Source organism: Rhodococcoides fascians A25f, from assembly GCF_000760935.2.
Classification (GTDB): domain Bacteria; phylum Actinomycetota; class Actinomycetes; order Mycobacteriales; family Mycobacteriaceae; genus Rhodococcoides.
In genome coordinates, this window is the sequence record NZ_CP049744.1 from 2,882,849 (window position 1) to 2,897,572 (window position 14,724).

Genomic DNA, 14,724 nt, shown 5'->3' on the forward strand with positions numbered 1-14,724 from the left:
CGCCGGTTTCCTCTCGGCCTGAGCCGTGTCGACAGAATGCTACCGGTGCGAGTGGCACATCGGTCCACCTGTCGCGCTTGTAGCCTGGTGAACATGAGTTCTCCTGACAGATCGGTGCCCGACAGCTGCCCAGGAGCGCTGACGACGCACCTCGCTGCGGACGGTCCGCTCGCGCGGATCAGGCTGCCGGGTGGTGTGGTGCTGCCGGAACAGATGCAGGTCCTGGCGCGGGCTGCAGAGGAACTGGGCGACGGGACCGTGGAGCTGACCTCCCGGGGCAACGTCCAGCTGCGGGCGGTCTCGGACCCGGTCGCCCTGGCGAGCAGGTTGGCCGAGGCCGGATTGCTCCCGTCCGCAACGCACGAGCGGGTGCGCAACATCCTCGCCTCACCACTCTCGGGACGGGTCGGCGGTCTCACGGACGTGCGTGCGCTCGTCCGTGAGCTGGACGAAGAACTCTGCGCGCGCCGCGACCTGGCCGAACTGCCCGGGCGAACGCTGTTCGCCCTCGACGACGGGCGCGGCGACATGGGCGGACTCGAACCGGATTTCGGTGCGTACGCCCAGTCCGACGGGTCGTACGCGCTGCTGCTAGCAGGCCGGGACAGCGGAGTTCGAGTGGATCGAGACAGCGTGGTGCCGACGCTGCTGAACTGCGCCGCAGCCTTCGTGGAACTGCGAGAATCCGAATGGCGGTTGGCCGAAGTCGACAACGGCATTGTTCGAATCGTCGAACTGCTCGGGCTCTCTGCGGGCATTGCGCTGCCGTTGCCCGCACCTGTCGAGGTACCGCCGATCGGCTGGCTCGAGCAGGACGACGGGCTGGTGGCCCTGGCCGCAGGACTTGCCAACGGCGTTATCGGCGCACGATTGGCCGAGTTCCTCGCCGCCATCGAACGACCGGTGATCGTGACTCCGTGGAGGTCGCTGATCGTGTGCGATCTGGACGAGGAGCCCGCCGAACAAGTTGTCCGGGTGCTGGCCCCGATGGGCCTGATCTTCGACGCCGAATCACCGTGGATCCGGGTGAGCGCGTGTACCGGATCGCCGGGCTGTGCGAAATCGTTGGCCGACGTCCGATCCGACCTGAAGGCGGCGGTCGACGCCCGGATGACTCCGCGTGACGAGCGGCAACACTGGTCCGGGTGCGAGCGGCGCTGTGGGCGACCGAAAGGTGAGGTCACCGACGTGATCGCAACAGGAATCGGCTACCAGGTGTCCTGAGCACCGGGAGACCGGCTTCCGGCCGAGGGGTCCCTCTCCCCTATCGTGACACGCATGCACGACTACGTCCGCGACGGCGCGGAGATCTACCGCCAATCTTTCGCAACCATTCGAGCCGAAGCAGATCTGTCTCGATTCGCGCCGGATGTTGCCCAGGTGGTCGTACGCATGATCCACGCTGTCGGTGAGATCGACTTGACCGAGACCATCGGATTCACGCCCGACGTGGTGGGTTCCGCTCGAACCGCCCTGCGCGCAGGCGCTCCGGTGCTGTGCGATGCCAACATGGTCGCCGCCGGCATCACTCGTCGCCGTCTTCCGGCCGACAACGAGGTGCTGTGCACTCTGTCCGATCCTCGGGTACCGGATTTGGCTCGGAGTATGGGCACCACGAGAACTGCTGCCGCGCTGGAGTTGTGGGGCGAGAAGCTCGGCGGTGCCGTCGTCGCGATCGGAAACGCGCCGACCGCACTGTTCCACCTGATGGAGATGCTCGCGGCCGGAGCCCCGAAGCCCGCAGCCATCGTCGGCGGCCCGGTGGGATTCATCGGCGCAGCGGAGTCGAAGGAAGATCTGATCGCGGCCGACCTCGGCGTGGAGTATCTGGTCGTCCGAGGTAGACGTGGTGGCAGCCCCATCACCGTCGCCGCGGTCAATGCCATTGCGAGCGAACAGGAATGAGCGCTGTCGGAAAGTTGTGGGGAGTCGGCGTCGGCCCGGGTGACCCGGAGCTGTTGACCGTCAAGGCTGCTCGTGTGATCGCCGAGGCCGATGTTGTTGCATTCCACAGCGCTCGGCACGGCCGCAGCATCTCGCGCGCCCTCGCGGCCGGGTACATGCGTGACGGTCAACTCGAGGAGCACCTGGTGTACCCGGTGACCACCGAGGCGACGGCTCATCCCGGTGGGTATCAAGGTGCGATCGACGAGTTCTACGAGTCCGCTGCTGCACGGCTCGCCGCTCATCTCGACGCCGGTCGGTCGGTTGCGCTTCTGGCCGAGGGTGATCCGCTGTTCTACAGCTCGTACATGCACATGCACAAACGTCTGGCGCACCGGTTCGAGGTCGAGGTGGTTCCCGGCGTGACCTCGGTCAGTGCTGCGTCGGCGGCGCTGGCAACTCCACTGGTGGAGCGCGACGAGGTGTTGACCGTCCTGCCCGGAACACTGCCCACCGGCGAACTCACACGCCGACTACGCGGTACCGACGCCGCGGTCATCATGAAACTCGGGCGAACGTATCCGACAGTGCTCGACGCACTGGAACGATCGGGCAGGCTGGACGAGGCGCGATACGTCGAGCGGGCCAGTACACCCGACCAGCGCGTCCTCGATGCCGCCGACGCGGACGACGTCCCGTACTTCTCGATGATCGTGGTGCCGAGCCCCTCCAACCGAGCCGAGACGCCCACCAGCACGGGTGAAGTGGTCGTCGTCGGCCTCGGTCCAGGTGACGATGCATGGACGACGGACGAGGTGCGGGCCGAACTGGCCGCCGCCACCGATCTCGTCGGATACGTCACCTACATCGATCGGGTACCGCCGAGGCCCGGGCAGATACGGCACGCGAGCGACAACAAGGTCGAATCCGAACGCGCGGCGTTCGCCCTCGACCTCGCCAAGCAGGGACGGCGAGTAGCCGTGGTGTCCTCGGGCGATCCGGGGGTCTTCGCGATGGCGACAGCGGTCATAGAGGTTGCAGCCGAACAACAGTGGAGTTCGGTGCCGGTACGAGTGGTACCGGGAATGACCGCCGCGAACGCCGTCGCGAGCCGGGTGGGAGCACCCCTCGGCCACGATTATGCCGTGATATCGCTCTCCGACCGACTCAAGCCATGGGACGTGGTGGCCGGGCGTCTGTCGGCGGTCGCCGCAGCCGACATGGCGATCGCGATCTACAATCCCGCCTCGAAGTCGAGGACCTGGCAGGTTGCAGCCATGAAAGATCTACTGCTCGAGCACCGTTCACCACAGACACCGGTGGTGATCGGACGCGCGGTGGGCAGCATGCAGGAATCGGTGCGCACTGTGACGCTCGGAGAACTCGACCCCGAATCGATCGACATGCGGTGCCTGCTCATCATCGGATCCTCGATGACCACGGTAGTGAAGACCGGAAGCGGTCCGAAAGTCTTCACCTCCCGGCGGTACCCGTCAGCAGACGCGTAACCGGTTCGTCAACCAGTCCACGGCGGTATCGACCTCGTACACGATCGGTGCCGAGGTCGGTGCCTCGGGACGCGCGATCATGACGACGGGGATCGACGCTGCCCTCGCCGCATCGAGTTTGGCTCGAGTCATGTCGCCGCCGCTGTTCTTGGTGATCAACAGGTCGATTCGGTTGTCTGCGAGCACCTTCGATTCGTGATCGATGTCGAACGGCCCACGATCGAGTTGCAGCGTCATGCACGGTGGTACCCGATCGGTCGGCGGATCGATCGCCCTGACCAGAAACCACGAGTGATCGACCCTCGCGAAATGGTGAACGCCCTGCCTGCCTGTCGTGAGGAACACCCGACTGCCCGGGGTGATGGCCGACGCCGCGTCCGGCAGCGAGGGCACCGAGGTCCACCGATCGCCCTCGCCCTCGGTCCACGGTGGCCGCGTCAGGACGAGGAGTGCGACTCCCGTTACCTCGGTGGCATGCACGGCGTGCGCTCCGATGGTGGATGCGAACGGGTGTGTCGCGTCCACCACCACGTCGATCGCGTTGTCTCGCAGCCACACCGCTAGGGCATCCGGTCCACCGAACCCGCCGATTCGGGTCCGACCGACGGGCAGTATCGGCTGTGAGACCCGCCCGGCCAGTGAGGTGACGCTGTCGATGTCCCGAACCCGATCCAGCGCCGCCGCGAGTGCCCGCGCCTCTGTGGTACCGCCGAGAATCAGAACCTTCACGGTTTGATCGCACTCCATTGAGTAACCGGTAAGTGTGGCCTCCACGTCGTGAACGCACCCAACGGCTCACCGCGATAGATCTGGAATCTGCGGAGCTCTCCGCCGTACTTTGCCGCCGCGGTCAGCAACAACGAATCCGATTCTGCGGTCACCGAATTGGCGACCACACGTCCCCCTGTGCGCACCGCCTGCCAGCACGCCTCGAGCATGTCGGCACCGGTCAATCCACCACCGATGAACACCGCGTCGGGCACCGCGTTCACGGCCGAGACGCCTCCGAAGCTCTCGGGTGCCGCGTTGTGCACGATGAGTCCCGGAACTCCCAGGTGCAGAGCGTTGCGCTCGATCTGCTCACGCCGCGCCTGCGAACTCTCGAACGTCACTGCGCGGCAGGATCTGTCGGTGCGCATCCATTCGATGGCAATGGTTCCCGATCCGCCTCCGATGTCCCACAACAGTTCTCCGGGCGCAGGTGCCAACGCGCTCAGGGTCAGTGCTCGAACCTCCTGCTTGGTCATCTGGCCGTCACCGGTGTATGCGGAGTCGGCCAGGCCGGGGACGCGACCGTGGCGGGGTGCGTCGGGATCTCTCACGCATTGCAACGCAACGACGTTGAGCGGGTCGACGCCCTCGAACGTCGAATCTCGAGCTCGACCATGGACGACTCGTTCGGCCGGTCCGCCGAGTTGTTCGAGCACGGTCATCGCGGAGTCTCCGAACCCGTTGTCGGACAACAGCCCTGCCACCTCACCCGGTGTACTGCTCCCCCGACTCAACACGATCACTCGGCGACCGTCGGCCAGGTCCGGCAACAATGTCTCGATCGGTGTGTTCACCAGAGACACCGTCGGGGTGTCCTGCAGTGCCCAGCCCAGTCGCGCGCATGCCAACGACACGGAGGACGGTGCCGGGTGCACGCGCAGTCGCTCGGCACCGAACTCGCGCACCAACGTCACCCCGATGCCGTGGAACATCGGATCCCCGCTGGCCAACACACAGACGTTCGACGCCTCGTAGGCGTCGAGCATCGACCGCAGATTCGGTAGCAACGGGCTCGGCCACGTCCTGGTCTCGGTGCAATGCGGCCGGACACTCGCAATCTGGCGGACGGAACCGAACACCACATCGGCCTTCTCGATTGCCCTGCGGGAGGTCGCAGGTAGCCCGTCCCAGCCGTCCGCGCCGATTCCGACGACGATTATCGGCCGGGGCGTCGGTACCGTCATCAGCGGGGCATCCTGCGCCAGAGCCATTGTGGCAGTAGGCGCATGGCGAAGAAGACCGGCCTCAAGGTGCCCGGAATCGCGACACTGTTCCGGCGCTTGCACAATGCCTTGACGACACCGTCGGCGACCTGATCAGGGGTACTCGACATCGGAGCCGGGTCCATTCCTTCGGTCATGGACCCGATGACGAACCCGGGGCGGGCGAGTAACAGGTGCACTCCGCTGCCGTGCAGCGAATCGCTCAGCCCGCTGGCGAATCCGTCGAGGCCGGCTTTCGCGGACCCGTACACGTAGTTTGCGCGGCGCACTCGTACACCCGCTACCGACGAGAACACGATCAGGTCGCCGGTGCCCTGCGCCCGAAGTAGTGTCGCGGCGTGAGTGAGGACGGAGACCTGCGCCAGGAAGTCCGTGGTGATGACGTCGAGCGCATGCTGGGCGTCGTTCTCGGCGCGCGCCTGGTCTCCGAGGACGCCGAAGGCGAGAACCACGATGCCTATCGGACCGTGTTCTCGGGCCACCTCGCGGAGGAGTTCTGCGTGGGTGTCCATCGCGTTGGCGTCGAATTCGACAGTGTGGACCGCGCCCGCGCCCGCCCGTTGCACCCGGACTTGTTCTGCTGTCAGCTCGTTGCTGCGTCTCGCGGCCAGTACGACGGTTCGCCCCGGTGCCAGTCGGGTGGCGACCTCGAGCCCGATCTCGCTTCGTCCGCCCAACAGCAACAGCGTTCCGGGTGCGGGTTCTGCTCGTCTGCTCACGCCGATCAGTCTGGCCGATCGAACCCCGCTCGTGGCAGTCGGGGCACGTCACTACAGTCGGGCTATGGCCGCAACCCCCGCTGACGCGACTGCCCTCACCGACGACGCGCTCGAATTCCTCACCGAGCGGCATCTCGCCACACTGACGACGCTTCGACCGGACGGGACGCCGCACGTCGTTGCCGTCGGCTTCACGTACGACTCCGATGCTCGAATTGCGCGGGTCATCACCAACGACGTGTCACAGAAGGCCATCAACGCCGGCCGCGGTGCCCACGCCGCCGTCACTCAGATCGACGGCGCCCGCTGGCTGACCATGGAGGGACCGGCTTCGGTTCGCAGCGATCGAGATTCCGTCGTCGACGCCGAGAACCGTTACGCCCAGCGCTACCGCGTTCCGCGGGAGAATCCCACCCGGGTGGTCATCGAGATCCAGGTGCGACGGGTACTGGGGAGTCGTTCGCTGCTCAGCCGCTGACGCGCAGCCGGCTCCCGCGTCAGGCGAGGTCCGCCGGCCAGGGTAGGACGGTCAATTCGGGCCATTCGGTTGTCCAGCGGGCGGCTTTGGCCTCGTACACATGCTGCATCGGCACGCGCGGATTGGGCCGCACGATTCCCGCGAACAGATCCTCGAAACCGTGTGGCGCGTAGACGACATCTCCCCCGTCTGCATCGGTGGTGATTCCGAAACAGCACGTGGTGGATACAAAATGGTCGATCGCGTCCTCGGTGCTGTGGAACGGTGCGATCCGACTACCGAAGTGCTTCTCGTACCACAGATGTACGCGTGCTTCGTTGCGCACTTCGACGTCCACCCCGAGGTCGGCGAACAGTGAGGCCGCCGTCTCGATCACCTCGTTCTCGGCGTCGTAGGACAGATCGGAGTCGTCGAAGTAGAAGAAGTCGTAATCACGAATGCCCGCCTGTGGATCCCGATCGGCCAGGTGGTTCCAGACAGTCTGGAAGAGGCCACCCGCCGTCAGGTACCACCCGGGAAGCCCGAGTTGCGGGGCACGTCGAAGTATCTCGGCCACAGCAGGATTGGCCCTTACGACCGACACGAACTCGGCCTCGCGCACAGTCGTCACACCGGGAGGACGGCCAGACCGTGGGGCCGAAGATTGACCGACTCACACCCGTCCGCGGTGACGACGACGATGTCTTCGATACGGGCACCCCACTGTCCACGGAAGTAGATTCCCGGCTCGATGCTGAACGCCATCCCCTCGGTCAGGGTGATGTCGTTGCCTGCCACGATGTACGGCTCCTCGTGCACCGACAATCCGATTCCATGACCGGTTCGGTGCAGAAACGCCTCGCCCAGCCCGGCGTCCACCAGCACGTTGCGGGCAGCCGCATCGATGGACTGTGCCGTGACTCCCGGCACCACCGCGTCGACAGCTGCTTGCTGCGCCCGCTCCAGCACCGCGTAGAGGCCCGCGATATCTGCCGTCGGCTCGCCGAGACTGTAGGTGCGGGTCGAGTCGGAGTTGTATCCCGGTGCAACGGGCCCGCCGATGTCGATCACGACGATGTCGCCTGCCTCCACGACACGATCGGACACCTCGTGGTGCGGATCGGCACCGTGGGGGCCGGACCCGACGATGATGAATTCGGGTGCAGTGTGCCCCTCTTCGACGATGGCCGTGGCAATGTCTGCAGCGATCTGCGCTTCGGTGCGGCCCACGCGAAGCCATTCCCCCATGCGGGCGTGCACTCGATCGATGGCGTACCCGGCTCGCCGTAACGCGTCGATCTCGGCCTCGTCCTTGACCATCCGAAGTTCGCGGAGCACATCCGTGGCCAGCACCGGCACAGTTCCGAACACCTCGGCCAGCGGCACGAAGTGCAGTGCGGGCATCGCGTCGGCGACGGCTGTCTTCGTTCCGGCCGGAACCGCCGCAGCCACCAGCGCGTACGGATCGACGCCGTCCACCCAGTCGACGAGGTTCAGCGACAGATCCGCAGCCGCGGAATCGCCCAGCGCGGCCAGCTCGAGCCGCGGTACGACAATACTGGGAGTGCTGCCGTCGGCCGGCACGACCAGGGCGATGAGACGCTCGAACGAACTGGCCTTCGAGCCGATCAGATACTGCAGATCCGGGCCCGGTGTGATCAGCAGCGCATCCAATCCCGCATCGGATGTCAGACGCGCAGCTCGCGCGAGCCGCGACGCGTAGACGTCACTGGAGAAACGTGAGGAACTGACCGAAGAATCGACACTCATGCCTCCAGGCTAATGCCGTACGGCAAGATGAGCCCCATGACCGCCCCCGGAAAGTCGCCGTTGCTGCTCCTCGACGCTGCGAGCCTGTGGTTCAGGGCCTACTACGCACTGCCCGAGTCGATTACGGCCCCCGACGGACGACCCGTCAACGCCGTCCGTGGTTTTCTCGACATGATCTCGGCGCTGATTGCACGCACCGAACCCAGTCGGCTGGCCGTGTGCCTCGATCTGGACTGGCGGCCGCAGTTCCGAGTCGATCTCGTGCCGTCCTACAAGGCGCACCGTGTGGCCGAGGCCGCCCCGGAGGTCGCCGAGAGCGAAGAGGTTCCGGAGACGTTGACTCCTCAGGTGGACATGATCATGGACGTTCTCGCCGCGCTGGGTATTGCGACGGCAGGCGCGGAGGGGCTGGAGGCAGACGACGTGCTGGGCACCTTGGCTGCGCGCGAGCGACAGGACCCGGTGGTCGTGGTCAGCGGGGACAGAGATCTGTTGCAGGTCGCGGCGGACGAACCGAACGAGGTTCGGGTGTTGTACGTGGGGCGAGGGTTGGCCAAGGCCGAATTGTTCGACCCCGCATTGGTTTCCGAACGCTACGGAGTTCCTCTGCACCGCGCAGGCGCGGCCTACGCCGAGCTCGCACTGCTCAGAGGCGACGCCTCGGACGGCCTGCCAGGAGTGAAGGGCATCGGGGAGAAGACGGCCTCCACCCTGATGCTCCAGTACGAGTCGGTCGCTGCATTGCGTGACGCGGCACTCGATCCGTCGTCGGACATGGCCAAGGGAATCCGGGCGAAGCTGGCCAACGCGAGCGACTACCTCGATGCGGCCCTTCCCGTCGTACGGGTGGTCACCGACGCAGACGTCGTCTTGTCGAAGTCGGACGAGATCCCGGCCGAGCCCGCCGACGTCGACGCTTTGAACCAACTTGCCGAGACCCTCGGAGTGGAAAACGCCGTGGCCCGCCTCGTCGCTGCGATGGCGGCCACGGCGTCGCAGCGGAACTGACCGAGTAACAGAGGCAGCTACTTGGGTAGCGAGACCTCGTAATTGGCGTCGTCGTCCAGGAAGGTCAACGTCACCTTCTTGAAGGCTCCGTCTACCGTTAGGGTGCAATCGACACTGGTGCCGGCCTTGACCTCGATGTTCTGGGGGCACGACACCCCGGAGACATCGGACGCTCCGTAGGACTCGGTGACGACCTTACGGACGCCCTCTTGGGCGGCCGCAGTATCGAGCGTGGTCGAGCGGCCGAATGCCAAGAACGAGACCAGAGCGATCACCGCGACGACCGCAATGACGACGCCCACGATGATCAGTGGTTTCTTCGACTGCGATCCGGCCGGCCGGGGGCCCTGCTGACCGGGTACCTGCTGATTCGGATACTGCTGGTTCGGGTTCCACGGCTGCTGGCCGTACTGGCCGGGACCGTACTGACCACCACCGAATTGCTGTGGGGCATAGGGATTCTGATAGGCCGGATCACCCGACGGCGGTGTGCCCGTCCCGGGATAGGACGCGCCGTACTGCTGGCCGGCCGGGTACTGCGTGGTGGGATTCTGACCGGCCGAGGCCGGTGGATTCTGGCCTTGGGGAAACTGCCCCTGTGGGTACTGGCCCTGGGGGTAACCGCCCTGTGGGTACTGGCCCTGCGGGTACTGACCCTGGGGGTAGCCCGCTTGTGGGTACTGGCCCTGCGGATACCCGGTCGGTGGGTACTGGCCCTGTGGGTACTGACCGCTGGGCTGCGGTGAATTCTGTCCGTAGGCACCTGGCGTGGACTCTCCGTACGGAGTGGTCGGCGCTGCGGGCGGCTGCCCGTACTGGCCCCATGCGGATGGTGTCGGGGTCTGCGAATCCGGTGCAGGAGTGGAGCCTGCGGAATGACCAGGAGACGCAGGAGTGGAGCCTGCGGAATGACCAGAAGACGCAGGAGTGGAGCCTGCGGGATTACCAGGAGATTCGGGAGTGTCTTTCGCGGCACCGTCCTGCTGGTCGGGTGTCCGCGACCAACTGTTGTCGGGGTCGGTCGGACCGTATGGGCCGCTCATCTCGCCTCCACTGAAATTTCGGATTCGTCGGGGGTACAGTAGCCCGACTGTACGACGTCCCGCTGTACCGACCCGGCAGTCCGATTCGCTCCGACTGCGCCGGGTTCATCTCTACCGGGCCACTCCATCACACTGCTCCTGTCACGCGGCGTCGACGGCAACCACGCCGCGGCGCAGGGCTGCGACGGCCCGGGCCGCCGTTCGCGACAGTTCCGGCTCCGGGGCCGCGAGCCGAACCTGATCGAGCAGATCTATCACCTGTCGGCACCACCGCACGAAGTCTCCACCCGAGAGAGCTTTGCCGTTGTCCCCGGCCGTGACGAGGGCGTCGACCAACGAGTGATCGGACGCCCACTTGTAGATGGCCTTCACGAAACCCATGTCGGGCTCTCTCGTCGGGGGGAGCTTGTGCCGAACTTCGTCCGAACGGAGCTCGTGCCACACCCGGACCGTCTCGGTGAGTGCATGTCGAATGGGACCCGTCGGACCGTGCGGGGTGATGTCTCCCTCCGACCTCGACTCGTAGACGACGGCCGAGACGACCGCTGCCAACTCGGCAGGTGACAGGCCCTGCCACAGGCCACCGCGGAGGCATTCCGCCACGAGCAGGTCGGATTCGGAGTAGATCCGGCTCAACCGGGCACCGTCGTCGGTGACCTTGGGATCCTTACCCGGCGTCACGTACCCGCGGTCGGCGAGTAGAGCCAGGATGCGGTCGAAGGTGCGAGCCAGAGAGTTCGTCGTCGCCGATACTTTCTGACGCATCGTTTCGGTCTCGCGGGCAAGCCGGTTGTAGCGCTCACCGGTACGACCGAGTTCGTCACGATCGGGTCGTGCGTGCACCGGATGCGATCGAATGGCTCGGCGAAGGGTGGCCAGCTCCTTGTCGTCCGCTGCTGTCGACTTTCGTCGGATGCGGTCCGACGGCTGCGATATTCCGCGCGTGACCAGTGCTGCCGCGAGATCGCGCCGGGTCTTCGCGGTGCGATGGTCGACGAATCGCGGTAGCCGCATCGTTCCCAGTGACGTTGCCGGCAAGGGGAAGTCCGCTGCGGAGAGTCGACCCGCCCACTTGTCCTCGGTCAGCACCAGCGGACGCGGATCGGCCCGGTCGTCGTCCGGTTCCAGCACGACGGCAAGGCCGCTGCGGCGACCGGTCGGCACCGAGATCACATCGCCGCGGCGCAGGGCGCGCAGCGAATCGACAGCCTTGTCTCGTCGATCGGAGCGGCTCTGGCGTTCGAGGGTCTTCTCGCGATCTTTGAGTCGTTCGCGCAGCCGCGCATACTCGAAGTATTCGCCGTCGGGTCCGCCGAGGCGTGCACCGAGCGCGTCCAGCGTCTGCATGTTCTTCTCGATACCCCGGACCATGCCGACGACGGAGCGGTCGGCCTGGAACTGAGCGAAGGATCGCTCGAGCAGCAGACGCGAATCGGCTGCACCGAACTGCTCGATCAGGTTGATCGACATGTTGTACGCCGGCGCGAACGAACTGCGCAGCGGAAAAGTACGGGTCGACGCGAGCCCGGCGACTTCGGTCGGCTCGGTGCCCGGCTGCCACAGCACGACGGCATGGCCTTCGACGTCGATACCGCGGCGCCCGGCTCGACCGGTCAACTGGGTGTACTCCCCCGGGGTCAGCTCGGCATGCGTTTCACCGTTGAACTTGACGAGCTTTTCCAGCACCACCGTTCGGGCCGGCATGTTGATGCCGAGCGCCAGCGTCTCGGTGGCGAACACCGCTCTGACCAGGCCCTTGACGAACAATTCCTCCACGGTGTGCCGAAAGACCGGCAACATACCGGCGTGATGGGCGGCGAAGCCACGCTCGAGTGCATCGCGCCACTCCCAGAAGCCCAGAACCTCCAGGTCTTCCCGCGGAAGTTCCGAGGTGTGCTTCTCGACGATGTACCGAATTTCTTCGGCCTGCTCGGGCGTCGTCAACACCAGACGCGAGCGCATGCATTGAGTGAGTGCACCGTCGCACCCGGCGCGACTGAAGATGAACGTGATCGCGGGGAGCAAACCCTCTTCGTCGAGTTTGGCGATCACATCGGGTCTGGCCAGCGGCCGGTTGTTGGCCCCGCTGCCCTGACCGCCACCGCGGCCTCCCCCGCCCCCTCGACCGCCGCGGCCTCGGCTGTGCGGCGCGTGCCAGCGGTCCATCGAGTCGAGAGATTGGCGCTGTTTGACGTGCCGAACGAGTTCGCGGTCGACCACGACCTTCTGGCTGCCGTCGGGTGACTGCGCCCTGGTGTCGAACAAGTCGAACAACCGGCGTCCCACCATGATGTGCTGAGAGAGAGGTACCGGTCGGTTCTCGTCCACCACGACGGTGGTGTCACCGCGAACCGTGCTCATCCACGCGCCGAACTCCTCGGCGTTGCTGACCGTGGCCGACAGACTCACCAGGCGAACATCGTCGGACAGGTGCAGGATGACCTCTTCCCACACTGCCCCCCGGAAGCGATCGGCCAGGTAGTGCACCTCGTCCATCACGACATGAGAGAGTCCGCGAAGCGCGTCCGACGATGCGTAGAGCATGTTTCGCAGAACCTCCGTCGTCATGATGACGATGGGGGCATCGGGGTTGATCGACGAATCTCCGGTGAGCAGGCCCACCGTGTCGCGGCCGTACCGTGCAGTCAGCTCGGCGAACTTCTGATTGCTGAGCGCCTTGATCGGTGTGGTGTAGAAGCACTTTCGCCCGGCTGCGAGGGCCAGGTGTACGGCGAACTCACCGATCACAGTCTTGCCTGCACCGGTAGGGGCACAGACCAGAACGCCGTGTCCGTTCTCCAACGCGGTACACGCATCGACCTGGAACCGGTCGAGCGGGAAACCCAGTTCTGCCGAGAAACGTTGCAGCTCAGTGGGCTTCGGACTCGGATGGACGTCCGTCGTAGTGTCCGTCATGCGCTGGTCCCCACGCATCGGCCGAGGTCAGATGGTGTCGTCGTACTGTGACTGGGTTCGGGTTGCAGCACCGAATCCGCTGGGCGGCGGTGTCGGAGCGACAGCGTGTGGGGACTCGATCGTACTTGCGCCTTCGATACGTGTTGCTTCGTCATCTGACACATCACCCCATTCGTCTCTTCTCTTGCGCAACTTACGCTTGTCGTGAATTCGCGCAATCTGCACTGCCATCTCGAAGAGGACCGTCAACGCCAACGCCAGCGCCAACATCGAGAACGGGTCCTGCCCCGGTGTCGCGATGGCGGCGAAGACGAACAGACCGAAGATCAGACCGCGACGCCACGCCTTGAGTCGTTCGTAGGTCAGCACGCCGACGAAATTCAGAGCAACCACGAGCAGCGGAATCTCGAAGCTGACACCGAAGATGATGAGGAGGTTGATCAAGAATCCGAAGTACTGATCGCCACTCAGTGCAGTGATCTGTACGTTGTCGCCGATCGACAGCAAGAAGTGCAGTCCCTTGGCCACCACGAAGTACGCCAGGATGGCACCGGTGACGAACAGTGCAGCCGCGCCGGTGACGAAGGAGACGGCGTATCGCCGTTCGTTGGCATACAGGCCAGGCGTGATGAACGCCCAGATCTGATAAAGCCAGATGGGGCAGGCAAGCACGACCCCGGCGGTGAACGCGACCTTGAATCGCAGCAGGAACTGATCGAACGGTCCGGTCGCGAGCAGTCGACATTGGTCGTCGTTGCTCAAGTTCGCGCGGAGGTTCGGATCGAGTGTGCAGTACGGACCTCGAAGAAGGTCACCGAGACTTTCGACGCCGAATATCGTGTGCGAGTACCAGAAGAACCCGAATGCCGTGGTGACGGCGACGGCAACGAGCGACCACAGGAGCCGGGTCCGCAGCTCGTACAGATGATCGACCAACGACATCGTGCCGTCGGGATTGACTCGGCGCTTGCTACGCCGCGGATCGAACGGAATGCGCATGGTGTTGTACGGTCAGCCTTCTTCGGTCGGCCGACGGCACCGGGCCGTCACCGACAGCAGTGAACCTTCGGTGCCCACGTGGCACCGAAGGTGTGCTGAGCGGTCTGCGCTCAGGCAGACTTCGCGTCGTGCTGTGCGTCGACGTTCGTCGGGGCAACGGGCGCAGGCGGAGGCAGCTGAGCAGGTGCGGCCGGCTGCTGTGCCGTCGTGGTATCGGTGTCGGATTTGCCGTCGTTCTGCATCTCCTTCACCTCGCTCTTGAAGATGCGCAACGAGCGGCCGAGTCCACGAGCAGCGTCGGGCAGCTTCTTGGAACCGAACAGAATGATGACGACCACCGCAACGATCGCCCAGTGCCAGGGACTGGTGAATCCCATGTGAACCTCCTGAGATCAGATGAATCGAGCGTACCCGACTACGGGTGAC

Annotated in this window: 14 protein-coding genes; 5 read left to right on the forward strand and 9 right to left on the reverse strand. The window is 65.3% G+C overall.

Translation table 11 applies throughout. From position 1 onward, the window contains the following. The first annotated feature begins 93 nt into the window (after window positions 1–93). From cobG to BH93_RS13575, 3 genes are read left to right on the forward strand one after another with little or no spacing between them, the layout of a single operon-like run. Window positions 94–1,224 (forward strand): precorrin-3B synthase, encoded by a 1,131-nt coding sequence (gene cobG, locus BH93_RS13565; RefSeq protein ID WP_037174252.1) that lies wholly within the window; start codon window positions 94–96, stop codon window positions 1,222–1,224. 54 nt (window positions 1,225–1,278) lie between these two features. Next, window positions 1,279–1,905 (forward strand): precorrin-8X methylmutase, encoded by a 627-nt coding sequence (locus BH93_RS13570; RefSeq protein WP_032377897.1) that lies wholly within the window; start codon window positions 1,279–1,281, stop codon window positions 1,903–1,905. Next, the gene (locus tag BH93_RS13575; RefSeq protein ID WP_037173742.1) at window positions 1,902–3,392 is read left to right on the forward strand and encodes a precorrin-2 C(20)-methyltransferase; all 1,491 of its coding nucleotides are present in this window, start codon (window positions 1,902–1,904) and stop codon (window positions 3,390–3,392) included. The genes BH93_RS13570 and BH93_RS13575 overlap by 4 nt, the downstream gene beginning before the upstream one ends. Here BH93_RS13575 and BH93_RS13580 read toward each other — a convergent pair. From BH93_RS13580 to BH93_RS13590, 3 genes are read right to left on the reverse strand one after another with little or no spacing between them, the layout of a single operon-like run. After that, window positions 3,378–4,139: a cobalt-precorrin-6A reductase gene (locus tag BH93_RS13580; protein WP_037173743.1), complete on the reverse strand. Its 762-nt coding sequence runs from the start codon at window positions 4,137–4,139 to the stop codon at window positions 3,378–3,380. The genes BH93_RS13575 and BH93_RS13580 overlap by 15 nt on opposite strands. Next, window positions 4,118–5,347, reverse strand: coding sequence for a bifunctional cobalt-precorrin-7 (C(5))-methyltransferase/cobalt-precorrin-6B (C(15))-methyltransferase (locus tag BH93_RS13585; protein WP_037174253.1), 1,230 nt, complete (start codon window positions 5,345–5,347; stop codon window positions 4,118–4,120). The genes BH93_RS13580 and BH93_RS13585 overlap by 22 nt, the downstream gene beginning before the upstream one ends. Next, complete coding sequence (locus BH93_RS13590; protein ID WP_032377894.1) at window positions 5,347–6,105, reverse strand: SDR family NAD(P)-dependent oxidoreductase; 759 nt, start codon at window positions 6,103–6,105, stop codon at window positions 5,347–5,349. The genes BH93_RS13585 and BH93_RS13590 overlap by 1 nt, the downstream gene beginning before the upstream one ends. Window positions 6,106–6,169: 64 nt before the next feature. Between BH93_RS13590 and BH93_RS13595 the strand changes: the two genes are divergently transcribed. Further along, entirely contained in the window at window positions 6,170–6,583 is a 414-nt protein-coding gene (locus BH93_RS13595) for a TIGR03618 family F420-dependent PPOX class oxidoreductase (RefSeq protein ID WP_037173744.1), read from the forward strand. A 19-nt stretch (window positions 6,584–6,602) separates the two neighbouring features. Here BH93_RS13595 and BH93_RS13600 read toward each other — a convergent pair whose 3' ends face one another. Next, a complete protein-coding gene (locus BH93_RS13600; RefSeq protein ID WP_242458980.1) occupies window positions 6,603–7,193 on the reverse strand; it encodes a nucleotidyltransferase family protein in 591 nt (196 codons plus the stop codon). Next, window positions 7,190–8,332, reverse strand: a complete 1,143-nt coding sequence (locus tag BH93_RS13605) for a M24 family metallopeptidase (RefSeq protein ID WP_037173745.1) — start codon at window positions 8,330–8,332, stop codon at window positions 7,190–7,192. Before BH93_RS13605 ends, BH93_RS13600 begins: the two co-directional genes overlap by 4 nt. 27 nt (window positions 8,333–8,359) lie before the next feature. On the opposite strand from BH93_RS13605, the gene BH93_RS13610 reads away from it, so the two are divergent. Further along, window positions 8,360–9,340, forward strand: coding sequence for a 5'-3' exonuclease (locus BH93_RS13610; protein WP_037174257.1), 981 nt, complete (start codon window positions 8,360–8,362; stop codon window positions 9,338–9,340). Between the two features lie 17 nt (window positions 9,341–9,357). Here the strand turns inward: BH93_RS13610 and BH93_RS13615 are convergent, their stop codons facing one another. The 4 genes from BH93_RS13615 to tatA form a co-directional block, all read right to left on the reverse strand. Further along, on the reverse strand, window positions 9,358–10,383 hold the full coding sequence (locus BH93_RS13615; protein ID WP_080739034.1) for a DUF4333 domain-containing protein: 1,026 nt from the start codon (window positions 10,381–10,383) through the stop codon (window positions 9,358–9,360). A 141-nt stretch (window positions 10,384–10,524) separates the two neighbouring features. Further along, the gene (locus BH93_RS13620; protein ID WP_052065081.1) at window positions 10,525–13,299 is read right to left on the reverse strand and encodes a DEAD/DEAH box helicase; all 2,775 of its coding nucleotides are present in this window, start codon (window positions 13,297–13,299) and stop codon (window positions 10,525–10,527) included. Between the two features lie 27 nt (window positions 13,300–13,326). Next, on the reverse strand, window positions 13,327–14,298 hold the full coding sequence (gene tatC, locus BH93_RS13625) for a twin-arginine translocase subunit TatC (protein ID WP_032377889.1): 972 nt from the start codon (window positions 14,296–14,298) through the stop codon (window positions 13,327–13,329). 110 nt (window positions 14,299–14,408) lie between these two features. Next, the gene (tatA, locus tag BH93_RS13630; RefSeq protein ID WP_032377888.1) at window positions 14,409–14,675 is read right to left on the reverse strand and encodes a Sec-independent protein translocase subunit TatA; all 267 of its coding nucleotides are present in this window, start codon (window positions 14,673–14,675) and stop codon (window positions 14,409–14,411) included. Window positions 14,676–14,724: the final 49 nt, after the last annotated feature.

Bases quoted from the DNA above. Each gene is read 5' to 3' on its own strand.
- cobG (WP_037174252.1), top strand. From the start codon at position 94: ATGAGTTCTCCTGACAGATCGGTGCCCGACAGCTGCCCAGGAGCGCTG.
- BH93_RS13570 (WP_032377897.1), top strand. From the start codon at position 1,279: ATGCACGACTACGTCCGCGACGGCGCGGAGATCTACCGCCAATCTTTC.
- BH93_RS13575 (WP_037173742.1), top strand. From the start codon at position 1,902: ATGAGCGCTGTCGGAAAGTTGTGGGGAGTCGGCGTCGGCCCGGGTGAC.
- BH93_RS13580 (WP_037173743.1), bottom strand. From the start codon at position 4,139: ATGGAGTGCGATCAAACCGTGAAGGTTCTGATTCTCGGCGGTACCACA.
- BH93_RS13585 (WP_037174253.1), bottom strand. From the start codon at position 5,347: ATGACGGTACCGACGCCCCGGCCGATAATCGTCGTCGGAATCGGCGCG.
- BH93_RS13595 (WP_037173744.1), top strand. From the start codon at position 6,170: ATGGCCGCAACCCCCGCTGACGCGACTGCCCTCACCGACGACGCGCTC.
- BH93_RS13605 (WP_037173745.1), bottom strand. From the start codon at position 8,332: ATGAGTGTCGATTCTTCGGTCAGTTCCTCACGTTTCTCCAGTGACGTC.
- BH93_RS13610 (WP_037174257.1), top strand. From the start codon at position 8,360: ATGAGCCCCATGACCGCCCCCGGAAAGTCGCCGTTGCTGCTCCTCGAC.
- BH93_RS13615 (WP_080739034.1), bottom strand. From the start codon at position 10,383: ATGAGCGGCCCATACGGTCCGACCGACCCCGACAACAGTTGGTCGCGG.
- BH93_RS13620 (WP_052065081.1), bottom strand. From the start codon at position 13,299: ATGACGGACACTACGACGGACGTCCATCCGAGTCCGAAGCCCACTGAG.
- tatC (WP_032377889.1), bottom strand. From the start codon at position 14,298: ATGCGCATTCCGTTCGATCCGCGGCGTAGCAAGCGCCGAGTCAATCCC.
- tatA (WP_032377888.1), bottom strand. From the start codon at position 14,675: ATGGGATTCACCAGTCCCTGGCACTGGGCGATCGTTGCGGTGGTCGTC.